This window comes from Xanthomonas vasicola pv. musacearum NCPPB 4379 (genome assembly GCF_000277895.2).
In the GTDB taxonomy this organism is placed as follows: Bacteria; Pseudomonadota; Gammaproteobacteria; order Xanthomonadales; family Xanthomonadaceae; genus Xanthomonas; species Xanthomonas vasicola.
In genome coordinates, this window is record NZ_CP034655.1 from 4,397,663 (window position 1) to 4,416,729 (window position 19,067).

A 19,067-nucleotide genomic window follows, 5' to 3' on the forward strand; every position below is an offset into this window, starting at 1 on the left:
TGACTTGAAGGTTGGCACGCACCCTGCTCTATCGCAGTGACGCCACCGAGCCAGCCGATCATGATTCGCGATACCTCTGCCCAGGACCAGGTTCTCCGTACACCCGCCCAGAGCGCGCCGTGGCGCCGTTGGCTGTGGCCCGGCATCGCCGCGGTGACGGTGCTGGCCGGCATTGGCTGGGCAGTGACGGCCTGGAGCGCCGGCAGCCGCTCGTTCGACGCCAGCCGGGTGCGCATCGCGACCGTCAGCCAGGGCGACCTGGTGCGCGACATCGCCGCCGACGGCCGCGTGATCGCCGCCAACAGCCCGGTGCTGTACGCCATCTCGGCCGGCACGGTGACGTTGAGCGTGGTCGCCGGCGACGTGGTCAAGCAGGGCCAGGAACTGGCGCGCATCGACAGCCCCGAGTTACGCAGCAAGCTGGCGCAGGAGCAGGCCACCCTGGCCGGGCTGGAAGCCGAATCCAGCCGCGCCGCCCTGGATGCCACCCTGGCGCGTGCCAACGCCAGCAAGCTCACTGACCAGGCCAAGATCGACAAGCAGGCCGCTGCACGCGACCTGGAGCGCTATCAGCGCGGTTACGACGGCGGCGCCGTGCCGCAGGTGGAGTTGGCAAAAGCGCAGGACACGCTGAAGAAGACCGACATCGACCTGCAGCACGCCCAACGCGATGCCTCGCTAAAGAGCCAGGGCGCAGATCTGGATTCGCGCAACAAGCGCCTGCTGGCGGATCGCCAACGCGCGGTGGTGGCCGAGGTGCAGCGCCAGGTGGACGCACTCACGCTGCTGTCGCCGTTCGATGGCCAGGTCGGCCAGGTGCAGGCGGTGCAGCACACGCAAGTGGCGGCGAACGCGCCGATTCTGGGCGTGGTGGATTTGTCCAAGTTCGAAGTCGAGATCAAGGTGCCCGAGAGTTTCGCGCGCGATCTGGCGATCGGCATGCCCGCCCAGCTCACCAGCGGCAGCGGCGAACCGTTCCCGGGCGCCATCTCGGCGGTGTCGCCGGAAGTCGTCAACGGCGAAGTCACCGCGCGCATCCGCTTCACCGGCAAGCAGCCGCCGGGCCTGCGCCAGAGCCAGCGCATGAGCGCACGCGTGGTGATGGACACGCGCCGCAACGTACTCAAGGTCGAACGCGGCCCGTTTGTCGAACAATCCGGCGGCAGCTACGCCTACGTGATGGATGGCAACACCGCGCTACGCCGCCCGGTGCGCATCGGCGTCAGCAGCCTGGGCGAAGTGCAGGTGCTCTCCGGGCTACAGGTCGGCGACCGCGTGGTGGTCTCCGGCGCAGACAACTTTGGCGATGCGCCGCGCGTCACCGTGCATTGATTCACTCATTCCACCTCGTCGCACTCTCTCTTCGCAAAGGAATTGGCAATGCTCAAGATGCAAGCAGTCTCCAAGGTCTTCCGCACCGAACAGGTGGAAACGCACGCGCTGCGATCGCTTGACCTGCATGTGCGCGAAGGCGAGTTCGTCGCGGTCACCGGCCCCTCCGGCTCGGGCAAGACCACCTTCCTCAACCTGGCCGGGCTGCTGGAAACCTTCACCAGCGGGCAGTATCTGCTGGATGGCGAAGACGTCAGCCATCTGTCTGACGACGCGCGTTCGCGCCTGCGCAATCAGAAGATCGGTTTCATCTTCCAGGGCTTCAATCTGATTCCGGATCTCAATCTGTTCGACAACGTCGATGTGCCGCTGCGTTATCGCGGCATGGCCGCAGCCGAGCGCAAGCAGCGCATCGAAGAGGCGCTGACCAAGGTCGGCCTGGGCGCGCGCCTGAAGCATTACCCCACCGAACTGTCTGGCGGCCAGCAACAGCGCGCTGCAATTGCGCGCGCATTGGCCGGCAGCCCACGTCTGCTGCTGGCCGACGAACCCACCGGCAACCTCGACTCGCAAATGGCACGCGGCGTGATGGAACTGCTGGAAGAGATCAACAGCCAGGGCACCACCATCGTCATGGTCACCCACGACCCGGAGCTGGCCGCACGCGCACAGCGCAACGTGCACATCGTCGATGGTCAGGCCACCGACCTGGAACGCAATCCCAGTCTGATGCGTGCACCTGCCGCCGCTGCAACGCTGGCCGACTAAGGAGCCCACCCATGTTCGGCTACTACTTCAATCTTGCGCTGCGCAGCTTCCGCCGCAATAGGGTGCTTACCGCATTGATGGTGCTGGCCATCGCACTCGGCATCGGCGCCAGCATGACCACGCTGACGGTGTTCTATGTGTTGTCTGGCGATCCGATTCCGCAGAAGAGCGACCGGTTGTTCAACGTGCTGGTCGACCCACAACCGAAGGCAGGTTTTCAGCCAGGCGAAGAGCCGGACGATCAAGTCACCCGCTTCGATGCCGAAGCGCTACTACGTGAAAAGCGCGCCAAACGCCAGGCACTGATGACCGGCGGGCAAGTGGCCATCGAGCCAGACAAGAACGGCATCGCCGCGTTCAAGTCGGTGGTTCGCTTTACTTCGGCCGATTTCTTTCCGATGTTCGAAGCACCGTTCCTGTACGGACAGGCCTGGTCAGCCGGCAGCGACGAAAAACACGAACGCGTTGCCGTCATCACCAAGAAACTCAACGACAAACTGTTCGACGGTGGCAACAGCGTCGGCCGCGACTTGCGGATGGACAAGAGCACCTTCCGCATCGTTGGCGTACTCAAGGAATGGAATGTCAATCCACGTTTCTATGACCTCAGCAATAGCTACGGCTCGGACGAACAGGTGTACTTGCCGTTCTCGGTAGCGATCGATTTAAAGATGGACCATTACGGCGGCATGAACTGCTTCGGCAAGAACGATAACAGCGATCAAACTGCGCTCAACGCATCTTGCACATGGATGCAGTATTGGGTGGAGCTGGACAGCCCGGCGAAGGCTGGCAACTACAAGGCCTACCTGGACAACTACTCCGATCAACAACGCGCTGCGGGACGTTTCCAGCGGCCAAACAATACCCGCCTGCGCAACGTGATGGAGTGGCTGGACTACAAAGAGGTGGTTCCCGGCGACGTGCGCCTGCAGTTGTGGCTGGCAATGGGATTCCTGCTGGTGTGCCTGCTCAATACCGTTGGTTTGCTGCTCGCCAAGTTCCTGCGCCGAAGTGGCGAAATTGGTGTGCGTCGCGCCCTCGGCGCCTCGCGCGGCGCCATCTTTGCGCAGTGCCTGGTCGAAGCCGGAACCATCGGGCTTGCAGGCGGCATTGCGGGGCTGGGACTGGCCTGGTTGGGACTGTGGGTCGTGCGCCAACAACCCGTGGATTACGCCAAGCTTGCGCATCTGGATCCGAAGATGCTGCTACTGACCTTCGCGATTGCACTGATTGCCAGCCTATTGGCCGGCTTGCTGCCCTCCTGGCGCGCTATCCAGGTCACGCCCGCGCTACAGCTCAAAGCGTCCTGACCACCACGCCCGCCGCGCTGCGGCGGGCACGGCCTCTTATCCGAAGGTACCGCCCATGGACATCCGCCCCATCGTTTCCACGTTGCGCCGTCACAAGACCGCAGCAGCATTGATCGTGCTCGAGATCGCACTCGCCTGCGCAATCATCTGCAATTCCCTGTTTTTGATTGGCAACCGTATCGAAACGCTGCAGGAGCCAAGCGGCATCGCCGAATCGGAACTGGTCAGCATCCAGCTTGGGGGGATCGGCACTCAGGTCAACGCAGAGGCACGCACCCGTGAAGATCTTGCAGCGCTGCGCAACCTGCCAGGTGTCCGCAACGCGATTGCCATCAATCAGATTCCGTTTGTTCACTACTCGTGGAACAGCAGCGTCTCCCTGACGCGTGAACAAGAGCGACCGACACTGAGTGCCGCGCAATACATGGCCAGCGAAGGCACTGTCGGCACACTTGGCCTGCAACTGGTGGCAGGGCGCGATTTCACCGCAAGCGAATTCATCGATATGGCACAGGCAAATAAGGACAGGTCCCTGGACGAGAAAGGTCTTTCGGTGATCATCACTCAGCGCATGGCCGACAAGCTGTTTCCCTCGCAACATGCATTGGGAAAGACAGTTTATGCCGGCGATACTGCACTACACATCATCGGCATCGTGCAGAGACTGGCGCGCCCCACTAACAATAGTGCAGGCGGTGTTGATCAGGGCAATTACTCGATGTTGCTGCCACTGCGCATTAATTACACCGCAGGCCAGTACATCATTCGTGTCACCGATCAAACACGTCGTGCGGAGGTAATGAAATCTGCAGTCGCTGCACTGATGAAATTGGATAACAGCCGGCTGGTCCTGAAGCAGCAGACATATAGCGAAATCCGCGCAGAGTATTTCGAGAACGATCGCGCAATGGTGTGGCTACTTGGCGCAGTGTGCATCGCGTTACTGGTCGTCACCGCACTGGGCATCGTCGGTCTTGCCAGCTTCTGGGTGCAGCAACGTACCAAACAGATCGGCATCCGCCGTGCACTAGGCGCCACACGCGGCCAGATCCTGCGTTATTTCCAGATCGAAAATTTCCTGCTTGCCTCGATCGGCATCGTACTCGGCATGCTGATGGCCTACTCGATCAATCTGTGGTTGATGGCTCGTTATGAGCTACCACGCTTGCCAGTGATCTACCTGCCGATCGGCGCATTGCTGCTGTGGGCACTCGGCCAGATCGCGGTGTACTGGCCGGCACGCCGCGCCGCGCTGGTGCCGCCGGCGGTGGCGACGCGGAGCGCGTGAGAGTTAGGGGCCGGGTGCTACCGGCTTCTTCTATCTGGGATGTGCGCATGGATGCGCACCGCGCTTGAGCCTGCGGCTTTGCGACGCGCTGTACCCACTAAACGATCCAGACATGCCTAGGTCCGAGCCGGATGGCGGCCCCCAATCCGGCAGCCCACCACGCGCGCAGTTCCGCCCCGCACTGAATCCTGTTCTGATACCCCTTCTCTCTGCGCCTTTCATCGAGCCATGCGATGCCGCAAATCCTGATCATCGACGACAACACGGCCGTGGCCACGGCATTGGAAGTGCTGTTTTCGTTGCACTACATCGAGGCGCGGCACGCGCACTCGCAGCAGGCCGGGTTGGCGTTGCTGGACGAGCAGGCGTTCGATCTGGTGATCCAGGACATGAACTTCACCGCCGACACCACCTCCGGCGAAGAAGGCGAGGCGCTGTTTACCCAACTGCGTCAGCGTCACCCGGACCTGCCGGTGATTCTGCTCACCGCGTGGACCCATCTGGGCAGCGCGGTGGGCCTGGTCAAGGCCGGCGCAGCCGATTACATCGCCAAGCCCTGGGACGACACCAAGCTGCTGACCACGGTCAACAACCTGCTGGAACTTTCCGAAGCACGCCGCGAACTGGAACGTCGTCGCGAACGCGAACGGCGCGGTCGCGAGCAGCTGACCCAACGCTACGACCTGCGCGGTGCGGTGTTCGCCGATCCGGCCAGCGAACGCGCCATCGCCCTTGCCTGCCAGGTCGCACGCTCCGACCTGCCGGTGCTGATTACCGGCCCCAACGGCAGTGGCAAGGAAAAAATCGCCGAAATCATCCAAGCCAACTCGACCGCCAAGCACGGACCGTTCATTGCACTCAATTGCGGTGCATTGCCAGGCGAATTGATCGAAGCCGAATTATTCGGCGCAGAAGCCGGTGCCTACACAGGCGCCAATAAGGCGCGCGAAGGCAAGTTCGAAGCGGCCGATGGCGGCACGCTGTTTCTCGATGAGATCGGCAACCTGCCGCTGGCCGGGCAAATGAAACTGCTGCGCGTATTGGAAACCGGCCGCTACGAGCGGCTGGGCTCCAACCGCGAACGCCACGCCAAGGTGCGCGTGATCAGCGCGACCAATGCCGATCTGGCAGCGATGATCCGCGACGGCAGTTTTCGCGAGGATCTGTATTACCGACTCAACACCGTGGAAATCGCGCTGCCCGCACTGGCCGAGCGCCCCGGCGATATCGGCCCGCTGGCCGACCATTTCCTCGCTGGCGAAAAGCCGCTCTCCACGCAAGCGCGCGATGCATTGCAACGGCATGCCTGGCCAGGCAACGTGCGCGAACTGCGTAATGTGCTGCAACGTGCCGCCTTGCTCGCACAAGGGGCGCGCATCGAAGCCAGCGATCTGCATCTGCCGCGTGCTGCGGCGCCACGGCCGGTAACGCCTGCTGCAGGCGAGCCGGATCGCGCGCGCATCGAGCAGGCGCTGGCACGTGCGCAAGGCGTGATCGCACAAGCCGCCGCCGAGTTGGGGCTGAGCCGCCAGGCGCTGTATCGGCGCATGGACCGCTACGGCATCACCTCGGAATGAACCTGCGTATGTGGAACCGCTCTTTCACGTTTTCGCTGTTTTTACGCTTGTTGCCGGTGCTTGCGCTGGCAGCAGCCTTGCCATGGCTCATGGCGTACTGGCTGGACCGCGGCTGGCAAGTGGCGGCGATTTCGATCGTCGTACTGCTGGCAGCGATGTGGTTCAGCCTCACCCGCGCCACCGCGCCGATGCGCTCGCTGTTTCGTGCGCTGGCCGGCACCACCAGTAGCTATCGTGATGGCGAGTACAACTTCGGCGTGTATTGGCGCGGCAACGACGAACTGGCGCAACTGGTGCAGGCGCATGCCGAACTTGGCGATGTCTTGCGTGCGCAGCGAAGCCATCTGGTGCAGCGCGAGTTGATGCTCGACACCATGCTGCAGAACACGCCGGTGGCCATGCTGCTGGTGGTGGCCGGCGGCGATGGCCTGCGGCGGATCGGCTTTTCCAATAACGCCGCACGCAAACTGCTCTACGACGGACGCAAGCTTGAAGGCCAGCATCTGGACGATGTGCTCGGCCGCATGCCCGGCGAATTACGCGACGCCCTGGCACGTGGCGGCGATTGCCTGTTCGCGGTACGCGAAGATGGCGATGACGAAGAAGACGAGCAGATCTACCACCTGTCGCGCCGCAGCTTTCACATCAACGGGCGCGGACACGAGCTGCTGTTGATCCGCAAATTGACCACTGAGTTGCGCCGCCAGGAAGTGCAGACCTGGAAAAAGGTCATCCGCGTGATCAGCCACGAATTGAATAACTCGCTGGCACCGATCGCCTCGCTGGCGCATTCCGGTGCCGAGCTGCTGCGCCGCGAACGCACCGATCGGCTGGGCACCGTATTCGAAACCATCGAAGAGCGCGCGCGCCACCTGGAAGGCTTCATCCGCGGCTACGCGCGCTTTGCCAAATTGCCGCAACCGCAGTTGCAGACTATCGAATGGGCACCGTTTCTGGAGCGCTTGCGGCAACAGATCCCCTTCCAGGTGCAGGGCACGCTCACCGATGTTTCCAGTCGCATCGACGCAGCGCAGATCGAGCAGGCGCTGCTCAATCTGCTGAAAAATGCCCACGAAGCCTGCAGCGAAGCGCAGCCGCCCAACCGCGACGTGGCGCTGCGGGTGACGCGCGTACCGCAGTGGCTACGCATCGAAGTGCTCGACCGTGGCAACGGCATGAACGAAGCGGTGCTGCACAACGCACTCATGCCGTTCTATTCGACCAAGCGCAACGGCACCGGTCTCGGCCTTGCACTCACCCGCGAAATTGCCGAAGCGCATGGCGGCCGCATCTCGCTGCACAACCGCGAACACGGTGGATTGTGCGTGACCCTGCTGTTGCCGTTGGCGGCTTGAACCTAGCAAGGGGCTCAGGACTGAATAGCACTTGGGATCCATGCAATCCATGGGTTGCATCACACCGCCGCTAGCAGACGCGCCCCGCGCACGTCATAGCGGCGCCCTTGGGCGCGATGGGCGTTACCGGTAATACCGGTCACGCCCGGGTGTGCTCCTACACGTTCAATGCGGGGCGGCACTACGCCGGCGGCCGAGCCCCCTGGGGCCCGCTAGCAGCCCTTGACGCATCGCGCCGAAAACGACGGAGCTGTCGCGCGCTTCCGATGGGTCGCGCCAGTAGCGCAACCAGCGCCAGCGCGGCGCTGTTCTCCACGATCCAGAGTGCAGCGCAGCTATTTCTTGGTCGGCCGCTCCCAGCCTTCGATCACGGTCTGCCGCGCACGTGTCACGCTGAGCTGGCCCGGCGGCGCATCGCGCGTGATCACCGACCCGGCCCCGATGGTGGAATTTGCGCCAATCTCGATCGGCGCCACCAACGCACTGTTGGAGCCGACAAACGCACCATCGCCGATAGTGGTCTGCGACTTGTTCACTCCGTCGTAGTTGCAGGTGATGGTGCCGGCACCGATGTTGACCTTGCTGCCGATCACCGCATCGCCCAAATAGGTCAGATGGTTGGCCTTGCTGCCCACGCCCATGGTGACCTTTTTGGTCTCCACAAAATTGCCGATATGGACGCCATCGGCCAATACGGTGCCGGGGCGCAGACGCGCGAAAGGCCCGATCTGCACTGCGCCCTCGGTGATCACGCCTTCCAGGTCGCTGTGCGCGCGCACTTGGGTGCCGGCCCCGAGCGTCACGTCGCGCAAGCGCACGAACGGGCCGATCACCACGTCATCGCCCAGCGTCACCTCGCCTTCCAGGATCACATCGATATCCAGCTGCACATCGCGGCCCACCTGCACGCTGCCACGCTGCTCCACGCGCGCCGGGTCGGCCATGCGCACGCCCTGCAGGCACAGCGCACGCGCAGCGCGCAGTTGCCAGGCACGTTCGAGCTGGGCCAGTTGCCACGGGTCGTTGGCACCTTCCACCTCCTGCGGATCGGCCACATGCACCATGTCGGCCGGCGTGAAATCGGCAGCGGCGCGGGCGAACACGTCGGTGAGATAGAACTCGCCCTGCGCATTGTCGTTGGACAAGCCACCCAACCAGCGGCGCAGTGCGGTGGATTCGGCGGTGAGGATGCCGGTATTGATGGTGCGGATGCGGCGCTGTTCGTCGTTGGCATCCTTCTGCTCGACGATGGCGGCCACCTTGCCTTCGGCATCGCGCAGGATGCGCCCGTAGCCGGTGGGATTGGCCAGCTCGGCCACCAGCACCGCCATGCGGCCCGGTGCATGCAGCAACTGCAACAGGCTGTCACTGCGGATCAGCGGCACATCGCCGTACAGCACCAGCACCGTCGCCGCGTCGGGAATCGCAGGCATCGCTTGCTGCACCGCATGCCCGGTGCCGAGCTGCTCGCGCTGCTCGGCCCAGCGCAGATCGCTTTGATCGGCGAAGGCGGCCTGCACCTGATCGCCGCCGTGCCCGTGCACGATATGGATCGCCGCCGGCTGCAGCTGCCGCGCAGTGGCGATGACCTGCGCCAGCATCGGCTGGCCCGCTAGCGGCTGCAGCACTTTGGGCAGGGACGAGCGCATGCGCTTACCCTCGCCCGCGGCCAGGATCACAACGTGCAGGGGCAGAGTCATCAAGACATTCCAGGCAATATGATGGCTAAATTCTAGTCGCTGCACCCGGTCACGTCGTTGCCCGGATGCAGTGTTCGTCTGCGATAACAGCGTTTGGGTCTCGCTGCCGCTAGGATGGGCGCCCCTTCCCTCTGTCCGACACGCATGAGTCTGTTCCGCCAAGGCAGCCAGTTCATGATGATTGGTGCCCTGCAGCTGGCTGTAGATTGCGGCATCTTCATCGCCGCCACCGCCGCAGGCATGCCTGCGGTGCCGGCCAATCTGCTTGGACGTATCGGCGGCGCCATGCTCGGCTTCTGGCTAAATGGCCGTTACACCTTCGCCCAGCAGGGCGATGCGCGACTGGGTTGGCAACGCTTCTGCCGCTTCGCGCTGATGTGGCTGGCACTCACCGTGATCAGCACCTGGCTGCTCTCGACCACGGTAAACCTACTCGGGCTACGTCAGGCGTGGCTGGCAAAACCGCTGGTCGAAGGCGGCCTGGCGATCGTGTCGTTCTTTCTGGGCCGGCATGTGGTGTATCGCTGATCGCAGCATGCGCAGGCAGTGAGTGGTCGTTGGGCTTTGTGGCGACCGTACACGGAAACAATGGAGGTCGCTTTGCGTGGACCTAGCGTTTCCGAAGCGACCACGTTTCCTCAAGTGCCGATCAACGCAGCGTCCCCCTCCTAAGGGGACGCCAATGAGCTCCTCGCTCCCACATCAATTTACCAGTGGAGCTGTGCGATGCCATGACAAGCGACAGGCAGGCTCTGTCGGTGTCGTGCAGCAGCCAGGCGCATGGCCGCAAAGTCAATCGCGTACAGGTTCGGCAATTCAACGATCCAGCCCTGTGCCGCGATTTCAAACAGCAAAAACCGCGTTGGGCGCCGTGCAGTAAGACCAGCTCCCTGAGCTAACGCGTTCAACGCCAGGCAGGCGCGGCCTGCACTGGGACGCCTCATGTCCAACCCGTACCCTGCGGTTCATGCACGCAGTCCACGCCCACCTGATGACTGCTCGCTACGTTTGTCAGCCGCTCTAAACCGCGCGACAGCGTCGCAAACCAATTCCACCGCGCGGAATCAGTGGCAAAAATCGCCCAGGCCGCGCACCAGTGCTGCGTGATGCAGCGCATCCAGCTGCCACTGCTCGGCGTAATGCGATGCGGCACGTGCCGTGGCGGCCGGGCAGTCGGGCGCGCTGCGCGCTGATGCCACATCGGCCAGCGCATCGAGCAATTCGCCCTGCAGTTGATCCAGGCGTGCGCGCAGCGCTGTGAGATCCGGACGTGCGGTGTTCGGCGCACGTCCGCGCTCGTGCCAACGGTTCAACAGCGCGTACTGCACCAACTTGTTGGCTTCGATTTGCGCGCCAAAGAAACGCGCCGCGTCGTCGACATCCAGCCCATGCGCCGGCGCCTGATCGCGCACGCTTTGCAGCACTGCCGCCTCGCGCGCCTGGTCCAGCACCGGCTTGCCGCTGTCCCACTTGCTCAGCGCCACCGCATCGCCAATGGCATTGCGCTGCACGATGCGGTCCATCAACAGATCCAGCGGCGGCTGGCTGCGCGCAGGCAATGCGCACCCCAGCAGTCCGGCGGCCAACAGGCCGGTCACTATGTAAGCGCGAATGCCATCGATCGAGCGGGTCATGCCATGTTCCTCAACGTGCCTGGATCACTTTGCCATGCACCACTGCCGGGCAGTGGTGCGCTAAGGCACGCAGTGTGCCTATCGCACGCCACGGCCGGTTCGTGGACCCGCAGACGGATCTCCAAAAACGAAAACGCCGACACGATGGCCGGCGTTTCCAAATTTCTCATCTGCAGATGACCTTGCAGCTGATCGCGGTGCTTGCCCACCCATTGGGTCGGCACGCAGCCACTTAGTGCTTGAGGTTGCGACGCAAGCGCTCCAGCGCCTGCAATTGCACCGTCGCTTCAGCCAGCCGACGCTGTGCCTCGGCCACGTCCACCGTGTTGCCACGGTTGGCCAGCTGCCGCTCGGCCTCTTCCTTGACCTTTCGCACTGCGGCTTCGTCGATGTCCTGCGCACGCACTGCGGTGTCGACCAGGATGGTCACCACCTGCGGCTGCACTTCCAGGATGCCGCCAGAGATAGCGAAATCCAGATGTTCGCCATTGGCGGTGGTCACCACCACCTTGCCCGGCTTCAGGCGCGTGATCAGCGGCGCGTGCTTGGGCGCAATACCCAACTCGCCCAACTCGCCGGTGGCCACGACCAGCGTCGCCTCACCGTGGAAGATTTCCTTCTCGGCGCTGACGATGTCGCAACGGATAGTGCTCATGCTGCCTCACTGTAGTGAGGCGGGGAATGGGGAGTCGGGAATCGGGAATGGGAAGAGCGGTTGGCTACGCACTCTTCGTGATTCCCGTCTTTCCAACTCGCCGACAACCCGCCTTTACGATTCCCGATTCCCGATTCCCGATTCCAGCCGCGTAGCGGCTGGGATCGCATCAGGCCTTGGCGCTCATCTTGTTGGCTTTCTCGACGGCTTCTTCGATGCTGCCGACCATGTAGAACGCCTGCTCCGGCAGGTGGTCGTATTCGCCGTCGCAGATCGCCTTGAAGCCGCGAATGGTGTCCTTCAGCGACACGTACTTGCCCGGCGAGCCGGTGAACACTTCGGCCACGTGGAAGGGCTGACTGAAGAAGCGCTCGATCTTGCGTGCGCGCGACACCGACTGCTTGTCTTCTTCGCTCAGCTCGTCCATGCCCAGGATCGCGATGATGTCCTTCAGTTCCTTGTACTTCTGCAAGGTCTGCTGCACGCGCTGGGCGGTGTCGTAATGTTCGTGACCGATCACCAGCGGGTCCATCTGACGGCTGGTGGAGTCCAGCGGATCCACGGCCGGGTAGATACCCAGCGAAGCGATGTTACGGCTCAGCGTCACGGTCGAGTCCAAGTGGGCGAAGGTGGTCGCCGGCGACGGGTCGGTCAGGTCGTCCGCAGGCACGTACACGGCCTGGATCGAGGTGATCGAACCGCTCTTGGTCGAGGTGATGCGTTCCTGCAGCACGCCCATTTCTTCGGCCAGGGTCGGCTGGTAACCCACCGCCGACGGCATACGGCCGAGCAGCGCGGACACTTCGGTACCGGCCAGCGTGTAGCGGTAGATGTTGTCTACGAACAACAGCACGTCCTTGCCCTTGCCGTTCTCGTCCTTCTCGTCGCGGAAATACTCGGCCATGGTCAGGCCGGTCAGCGCCACGCGCAGACGGTTGCCCGGCGGCTCGTTCATCTGGCCGTACACCATCGCGACCTTGTCCAGGACGTTGGAGTCCTTCATCTCGTGGTAGAAGTCGTTGCCCTCACGGGTACGCTCGCCCACGCCGGCGAACACGGACAAGCCGCTGTGCGCCTTGGCGATGTTGTTGATCAGTTCCATCATGTTGACGGTCTTGCCGACGCCGGCGCCGCCGAACAGGCCGACCTTGCCGCCCTTGGCGAACGGGCACATCAGGTCGATGACCTTGATGCCGGTTTCCAGCAATTCGGTGCTGGACGACTGGTCTTCATACGACGGCGCGCCGCGATGGATTTCCCAATGGTCCGAAGCCTGCACGTCGCCGGCTTCGTCGATCGGACGACCCAACACGTCCATGATGCGGCCCAGCGTACCGGCACCGACCGGCACCGAAATGGCGCGCTCGGTGTTGGTGGCCAGCAGGTTGCGCTTCAAGCCGTCGGTGGAGCCGAGCGCAATCGTGCGCACCACGCCGTCGCCGAGCTGCTGCTGCACTTCCAGGGTGATTTCGGTGCCTTCGACCTTCAGTGCGTGATACACCTTCGGCACTTCATTGCGCGGGAATTCGACGTCGACGACCGCGCCGATGATCTGAACGATCTTGCCCTGACTCATTTTGCTGCTCCGGTTAGCTTTGTTCTGTCCGAGTGGCCAATGCCATCTCGTGGAATTTTGTGATTTGGGATTCGTGATTGGGGATTCGCAAGGGCGCGATTCGCTGCGCTCCAACCAATCCCGAATCCCCAATCCCGGCGGTACTTATACGGCGGCCGCGCCGCTGACGATTTCCGAAATTTCCTGGGTAATCGCCGCCTGGCGTGCCTTGTTGTAGACCAGTTGCAAGGTGCCGATCATCTTGTTGGCGTTGTCGCTGGCGGCCTTCATCGCCACCATGCGCGCGGCATGTTCGGAGGCCACGTTTTCCAGCACGGCCTGGTACACCAGCGACTCGATGTAACGCGTCATCACGTGCTCCAGCACGGTGGCGGCATCGGGTTCGTACAGGTAGTCCCAATCGTGGTGCGCCACCTTGTGCTCAGCGGCCGGCAACGGCAGCAGCTGATCGAAGCTGGCCTTCTGCGTCATCGTGTTCACGAAACGGTTGTAGACCAGATACACGCGGTCGACCTTGCCTTCGATGAAGGCATCGATCATCACCTTGATCACGCCGATCAACTGCTCCACCTGCGGGCTGTCGCCCAGGTGGGTCACGCTGCCGACCATGTTGACCTTGATGCGACGGAAGAAGGCCGACGCCTTCTGGCCGATGGTCACCAAGTCGATCTCCGCACCCTTGTCCTGCCAGGGGCGTACTTCGCCCAGCATCTTGCGGAACAGGTTGTTGTTCAAACCGCCGGCCAGGCCGCGGTCGGAAGAGATCACGATGTAACCGACCCGCTTGACCTGTTCGCGCTCGATCAGGAACGGATGCTGGAAATCGGTGCTGGCCTGCGCCAGATGGCCGATCACCTGCTTCATCGCCTGCGCATACGGACGCGAGGTCTTCATGCGCTCTTGCGCCTTGCGGATCTTGGAGGCCGAGACCATTTCGAGCGCGCGTGTCACCTTGCGGGTGTTCTGCACGCTCTTGATCTTGGTTTTGATTTCGCGTCCGCCTGCCATACTCGCTCGCTTCGCTCGCTTAGTGGGATTCGGGAATCGGGAATCGGGATTGGCCAAAGCCTCCCCACCTCACCGCTTCCGCGAACCCCGGATGCCTAACTTCTGGGAATGGAAGACGATGGCTCGGTATCAACCAAAGCCCCGAACCACCGCTCCTACCAATCCCGAATGCCCAATCCCAAATCGCGGCGACTGACTTACCAGCTGCCCGTGGTCTTGAACTCTTCGATGCCTTTCTTGAAGCTGGCTTCGATGTCGTTGTCCCAACCGCCAGTGCTATTGATCTTGGAGACCAGCTCGCCCTGGGTGTTGGCGAAGTGCGCGTGCAGGCCTTCTTCGAACGCCAGCAGCTTGTTGACCGGCACGTCGTCGAGGTAGCCCTCGTTGACGGCGTAGATCGACAGCGCCTGATTAGCGATGGACATCGGCGCGTACTGCTTCTGCTTCATCAGTTCGGTGACGCGCTGACCGCGCTCGAGCTGCTTGCGGGTCGCTTCGTCCAGGTCCGAGGCGAACTGCGCGAACGCCGCCAGCTCACGGTACTGCGCCAGCGAGATACGGATGCCGCCGGACAGCTTCTTGATGATCTTGGTCTGGGCTGCACCACCGACACGCGACACCGAGATACCGGCGTTGACGGCCGGACGGATACCGGCGTTGAACAGGTCGGTTTCCAGGAAGATCTGGCCGTCGGTGATCGAGATCACGTTGGTCGGCACGAAGGCAGACACGTCGCCGGCCTGCGTTTCGATGATCGGCAGCGCGGTCAGCGAGCCGGTCTTGCCGGTCACCGCACCGTTGGTGAACTTCTCCACGTATTCCTCGGACACGCGCGCTGCGCGTTCCAGCAGGCGGGAGTGCAGATAGAACACGTCGCCCGGGTAGGCTTCGCGACCAGGCGGGCGCTTGAGCAGCAGCGAGATCTGGCGGTAGGCCACCGCCTGCTTGGACAGATCGTCGTACACGATCAACGCGTCTTCGCCGCGGTCCATGAAGTATTCGCCCATGGTGCAGCCGGCGTAGGGGCTGATGTACTGCATCGCAGCCGATTCGGACGCGGTCGCAGCCACCACCACGGTGTGCGCCAGCGCGCCGTTTTCTTCCAGCTTGCGCACGATGTTGGCAACGGTCGAGGCCTTCTGGCCGATCGCCACGTACACGCACTTGATGCCGGTGCCCTTCTGGTTGATCACCGCGTCGATCGCCAGCGCGGTCTTGCCGGTCTGACGGTCGCCGATCACCAGTTCGCGCTGGCCACGGCCGATCGGGATCATCGCATCGACCGATTTGTATCCAGTCTGCACCGGCTGGTCGACCGACTTACGCCAGATCACGCCGGGCGCAACACGCTCCACCGGTGCGGTCTGGGTGGCGCCCAGCGGGCCCTTGCCGTCGATCGGCTCGCCCAGTGCGTTTACCACGCGACCCAGCAGTTCCGGACCCACCGGCACTTCCAGGATGCGGCCAGTGGTCTTGGCCACGTCGCCTTCGCGCAGGTTTTCGTAGTCGCCCAGCACCACGGCGCCGACCGAATCGCGCTCCAGGTTCAGTGCGAGCGCGAACGTGTTGTGCGGCAGTTCGATCATTTCGCCCTGCATCACGTCGGCCAGGCCGAAGATGCGCACGATGCCGTCGGACACGCTGGTCACGGAGCCTTCGTTGCGCGACTCTGCGGACAGCTTGACCGCTTCGATGCGGGTCTTGATCAGGTCGCTGATTTCGGAGGGGTTGAGCGTGGTTGCCATCGTTCAGTCCTAGGTGCCGGCCGCAGGGGCCATGCGTTTATGTGAATTCAGTGGGCGAGCGAGCTTTGCAGACGCGCGAGCTTGCCCTTCAGCGAGCCGTCGATGACCACGTCGCCGGTGTCGATCACCGCGCCGCCGATCAGCGAGGCATCGACTGCGGTGGTGATGTCCACTTCGCGGCCGAAGCGCTTCTGCAGCGCAGCAGCGATCGTGTCGAGTTCCGTCTGGCTCATTGCAACGGCAGATGTGACCGTCGCCTTGACGACGTGTTCGGCATCGGCACGCATTTGTTCGTACAAGCCTGCAATTTCCGGCAGCAGCGACAACCGCTGCGCATCGGCGAGCACGCCGAGGAAACGCAGATAGTCCTCGCCCGCCTGCGGCGGCGCCAGCAGCGCCACTGCCTGCTCCTGGCCCAGGGCCGGGTTGAGCAGCAATGCGGCCACGCGCGGGTCGCCGGCCACCTGCGCCGAAAACGCCAGCGCATCGGACCAGGGGGCGAAGTTGCCGCCCTCACGCGCGATCGCAAACGCGGCATGGCCGTAGGGACGGGCAAGGGTGAGGGCCTGACTCATCGCTTAAATCTCCGCCGCCAGCTCGTCGAGCAGCGCCTTGTGGGCGTTGGCGTCGATTTCGCGCTTGAGCAGCTTTTCTGCACCGCTGACGGCCAGCAACGAGACCTGCTTGCGCAGCTCCTCGCGGGCACGCGTGGCGGATGCATCGATTTCGGTCTGCGCCAGATCCTTCTGACGGTTAGCTTCGGCAATTGCCTCATGCTTGGCCGCTTCGATGATCTGGTTGGCGCGCGCATGGGCCTGATCGATGATCTCGTTGGCCTTGGTGCGTGCGTCCTTCAGTGCTTCGTTGACCTTTTCCTGCGCCTGCGCCAGATCCTTCTGACTACGATCAGCCGCAGCCAGACCTTCAGCGATCTTTTGCTGACGCTCTTCGATCGCCTGCAGCAGCGGCGGCCAGATTTTGGTCGCGACGATCCAGATCAGGCCGGCGAATGCCAGCGCCTGGGCAAAGATGGTAAGGGTGATATCCATGGGTCGCTCAATCGCTGTTTAGGGGTGAAAGCGCCACCGCAGGGGCGGCGCTTTCCGACCTTCATCCGCGGATGCAACCGCACGCGGCTGCATCCACATCCTGCTACCGCTGGATCAGCCGGCCAGCGCCTTGGAGACGGCTTCGGTGAACACAGCGGACAGTGGGTTGGCGAAAGCCAGCAGCAAACCAACAGCGACCGAGATGATGAACGCGGCGTCGATCAGGCCGGCGGTGATGAACATACGAACCTGCAGCACCGGGATCAGCTCCGGCTGGCGCGCAGCCGATTCCAGGAACTTCCCGGCCATGATGGCCAGACCGAGACCGGCGCCCAGCGCGGCCAGGCCGATCATGATGCCGACGGCGAGGACGGTGGAGCTCTGGATCTGGGCGAAATTGGTCAGGACGGCAAGGTACATGGTGATCTCCGAACGAAAGTTTCTAAGGGTGATGGATGAAGCGGAATGAAGCAGATGAAGGGTGACGCAAACTCAGTGGCTGTCTTCGGCCAGGCTCAGATACACGATCGACAGCATCATGAAGATGAAAGCCTGCAGCGGAATCACCAGCAAGTGGAACAGCATCCAGCCGAGGCCGAATACGCCGCCTGCGAACATGCCGGCGATGCCTGCACCACCCAGCACCCAGATCAGCAGGAAAACGATCTCGCCGCCGAACATGTTGCCGAACAATCGCATCGCCAACGAAATCGGCTTGCTCAGCCACTCGACGGTATTCAAAAGCAGGTTGAACGGCAGCATCCACTTGCCGAACGGCGCCGTCAGGAATTCCTTGGTCATGCCGCCCACGCCCTTGGAGCGCAGCGAGAACACGATCATCAGGAAGAACACGCTGATCGACATGCCCAAGGTGGCATTGACGTCGGCAGTGGGCACCGGCTTCCAGGCATGCACGCCGACCCAACTCAGCGGAATGGCGATGAAATCGGCCGGGATCATCTTGATGAGGTTCATCAACAGGATCCAGAAGAAGATGGTGATCGCAATCGGCGTCACCAGCTTGCTGCTGCCGTGATAGGTGTCCTTGGCCTGGCGGTCGACGAACTCTAGGCAGATTTCCACGAACGCCTGCCACTTGCCCGGCACGCCGGCCGTCGCATTGCGGGTTGCGGTCCAGAACGCCAGGACCATGACCAACCCCATCAACACCGCCATGACCAGGGTATCGACGTGGATGGTCCAAAACGTGCCGCCACCATCGCGAACCGGAAGGATCAGGTTCTGCAAGTGATGCTGGATATAGGAGGTAGGTGTTGCTGCCTCGCCCGCCATGTGTCCGGAGCCCTTTAAGTTCGAATCAACGTCTGGCCAGAGCCAGAACCTGAAAAATCAGCCCGATGGCGATACCCGCCAACAAAGCCAGAGGAGGTAGCCGCCACAGGCCGAAGCCGAGCGCCAGCGCCACGAAAACCAACACCCACTTCAGCACCATCGCCAGAATCAGCCGCACCATGGCGATGCCCGCTGCCTGGATACCGCCACCTAGCGCGGTACGTGCCGCGACCCAACCGCCCAGCACCGTCGCAAATCCGGTCAATGCCAGACCTGCAGAGTAACGGGGACCGACCAACAGCAACCCCAGACTGGTTATAGCTACGGCGGAAAGCGGATATACCGCAGCGCGCAGCATCAACCGCCGACCCGCGTCAACGGAGTTCAGCACTACGGTTACCTTACGTGTGAATGAGTGGGAAGCGCAGTTGCGCCTCGTCTAGCCGCGAAAGTATAGCAATGGGACAAATTGCGAGACAACCGGCAGAGGCCATCACTTGCTGCGATGCACCACGTGGTGACCGCGGCGGCGGGTGGGAACTTTGCCACAAACCGGCGGTCAGAACTTGTGAGGCCTGCACATCCTCGTCGAAAGGTATCGCCGCAGGCCGCGTCTAGGAGCCCCGGGAGACCGGGGCTCCTGCTTTTTTACGCATTTTGTCGCACCCTGCGACCTTCCCATTGGTGGTCCAATCTTGGCGTCGTGTACTCCGGGTCGATGGCACTCACAGACGCGTGACTCGACGAAGGATTAGAGCGCCGCAAAGCGGACCG

General features: G+C 62.8%; 18 protein-coding genes and 1 other RNA gene. 8 read left to right on the forward strand and 11 right to left on the reverse strand.

Annotation, left to right across the window (positions count from 1 at the left end):
* Positions 1-60 precede the first annotated feature (60 nt).
* The 6 genes from KWO_RS20215 (at position 61) to KWO_RS20240 (ending at position 7,633) form a co-directional block, all read left to right on the forward strand.
* On the forward strand, positions 61-1,332 hold the full coding sequence (locus tag KWO_RS20215) for an efflux RND transporter periplasmic adaptor subunit (protein ID WP_010377709.1): 1,272 nt from the start codon (positions 61-63) through the stop codon (positions 1,330-1,332).
* A 48-nt stretch (positions 1,333-1,380) separates the two neighbouring features.
* A complete protein-coding gene (locus tag KWO_RS20220) occupies positions 1,381-2,100 on the forward strand; it encodes an ABC transporter ATP-binding protein (protein ID WP_010371966.1) in 720 nt (239 codons plus the stop codon).
* 11 nt (positions 2,101-2,111) lie between these two features.
* Positions 2,112-3,413, forward strand: coding sequence for an ABC transporter permease (locus KWO_RS20225; protein WP_010377708.1), 1,302 nt, complete (start codon positions 2,112-2,114; stop codon positions 3,411-3,413).
* A gap of 55 nt (positions 3,414-3,468) precedes the next feature.
* The gene (locus KWO_RS20230) at positions 3,469-4,701 is read left to right on the forward strand and encodes an ABC transporter permease (protein WP_010377705.1); all 1,233 of its coding nucleotides are present in this window, start codon (positions 3,469-3,471) and stop codon (positions 4,699-4,701) included.
* A 233-nt stretch (positions 4,702-4,934) separates the two neighbouring features.
* Complete coding sequence (locus tag KWO_RS20235) at positions 4,935-6,278, forward strand: sigma-54-dependent transcriptional regulator (protein WP_010377702.1); 1,344 nt, start codon at positions 4,935-4,937, stop codon at positions 6,276-6,278.
* Positions 6,279-6,286: 8 nt separating this feature from the next.
* Positions 6,287-7,633, forward strand: coding sequence for a sensor histidine kinase (locus KWO_RS20240; RefSeq protein ID WP_026112186.1), 1,347 nt, complete (start codon positions 6,287-6,289; stop codon positions 7,631-7,633).
* 335 nt (positions 7,634-7,968) lie between these two features.
* On the opposite strand, the gene glmU is transcribed toward KWO_RS20240, so the two are convergent.
* Positions 7,969-9,333 (reverse strand): bifunctional UDP-N-acetylglucosamine diphosphorylase/glucosamine-1-phosphate N-acetyltransferase GlmU, encoded by a 1,365-nt coding sequence (gene glmU, locus KWO_RS20245; protein ID WP_010371982.1) that lies wholly within the window; start codon positions 9,331-9,333, stop codon positions 7,969-7,971.
* Positions 9,334-9,477: 144 nt separating this feature from the next.
* Here glmU and KWO_RS20250 point away from each other — a divergent pair, with 144 nt between their 5' ends.
* Complete coding sequence (locus KWO_RS20250) at positions 9,478-9,861, forward strand: GtrA family protein (protein WP_010371983.1); 384 nt, start codon at positions 9,478-9,480, stop codon at positions 9,859-9,861.
* Between the two features lie 414 nt (positions 9,862-10,275).
* Positions 10,276-10,350, forward strand: a non-coding RNA gene (locus tag KWO_RS20260) — sX9 sRNA.
* A gap of 47 nt (positions 10,351-10,397) precedes the next feature.
* On the opposite strand, the gene KWO_RS20265 is transcribed toward KWO_RS20260, so the two are convergent.
* The 10 genes from KWO_RS20265 to KWO_RS20310 form a co-directional block, all read right to left on the reverse strand.
* Positions 10,398-10,967 (reverse strand): chorismate mutase, encoded by a 570-nt coding sequence (locus tag KWO_RS20265; RefSeq protein ID WP_010377696.1) that lies wholly within the window; start codon positions 10,965-10,967, stop codon positions 10,398-10,400.
* A gap of 232 nt (positions 10,968-11,199) precedes the next feature.
* The gene (locus KWO_RS20270; RefSeq protein WP_010377694.1) at positions 11,200-11,622 is read right to left on the reverse strand and encodes a F0F1 ATP synthase subunit epsilon; all 423 of its coding nucleotides are present in this window, start codon (positions 11,620-11,622) and stop codon (positions 11,200-11,202) included.
* 169 nt (positions 11,623-11,791) lie between these two features.
* Positions 11,792-13,198: a F0F1 ATP synthase subunit beta gene (gene atpD, locus KWO_RS20275; protein ID WP_010371991.1), complete on the reverse strand. Its 1,407-nt coding sequence runs from the start codon at positions 13,196-13,198 to the stop codon at positions 11,792-11,794.
* A gap of 144 nt (positions 13,199-13,342) precedes the next feature.
* Positions 13,343-14,206: a F0F1 ATP synthase subunit gamma gene (gene atpG, locus KWO_RS20280; protein WP_010371995.1), complete on the reverse strand. Its 864-nt coding sequence runs from the start codon at positions 14,204-14,206 to the stop codon at positions 13,343-13,345.
* Positions 14,207-14,403: 197 nt separating this feature from the next.
* Positions 14,404-15,951, reverse strand: coding sequence for a F0F1 ATP synthase subunit alpha (gene atpA / locus KWO_RS20285; RefSeq protein ID WP_010377692.1), 1,548 nt, complete (start codon positions 15,949-15,951; stop codon positions 14,404-14,406).
* Between the two features lie 47 nt (positions 15,952-15,998).
* Entirely contained in the window at positions 15,999-16,526 is a 528-nt protein-coding gene (locus tag KWO_RS20290) for a F0F1 ATP synthase subunit delta (RefSeq protein ID WP_010377690.1), read from the reverse strand.
* A gap of 3 nt (positions 16,527-16,529) precedes the next feature.
* On the reverse strand, positions 16,530-17,000 hold the full coding sequence (locus KWO_RS20295) for a F0F1 ATP synthase subunit B (RefSeq protein ID WP_010372001.1): 471 nt from the start codon (positions 16,998-17,000) through the stop codon (positions 16,530-16,532).
* A 114-nt stretch (positions 17,001-17,114) separates the two neighbouring features.
* On the reverse strand, positions 17,115-17,420 hold the full coding sequence (atpE, locus tag KWO_RS20300) for a F0F1 ATP synthase subunit C (protein ID WP_010372004.1): 306 nt from the start codon (positions 17,418-17,420) through the stop codon (positions 17,115-17,117).
* A 72-nt stretch (positions 17,421-17,492) separates the two neighbouring features.
* Complete coding sequence (atpB, locus tag KWO_RS20305; RefSeq protein ID WP_010372010.1) at positions 17,493-18,293, reverse strand: F0F1 ATP synthase subunit A; 801 nt, start codon at positions 18,291-18,293, stop codon at positions 17,493-17,495.
* A 25-nt stretch (positions 18,294-18,318) separates the two neighbouring features.
* Positions 18,319-18,684, reverse strand: a complete 366-nt coding sequence (locus tag KWO_RS20310) for a hypothetical protein (RefSeq protein ID WP_017114484.1) — start codon at positions 18,682-18,684, stop codon at positions 18,319-18,321.
* Positions 18,685-19,067 lie beyond the last annotated feature (383 nt).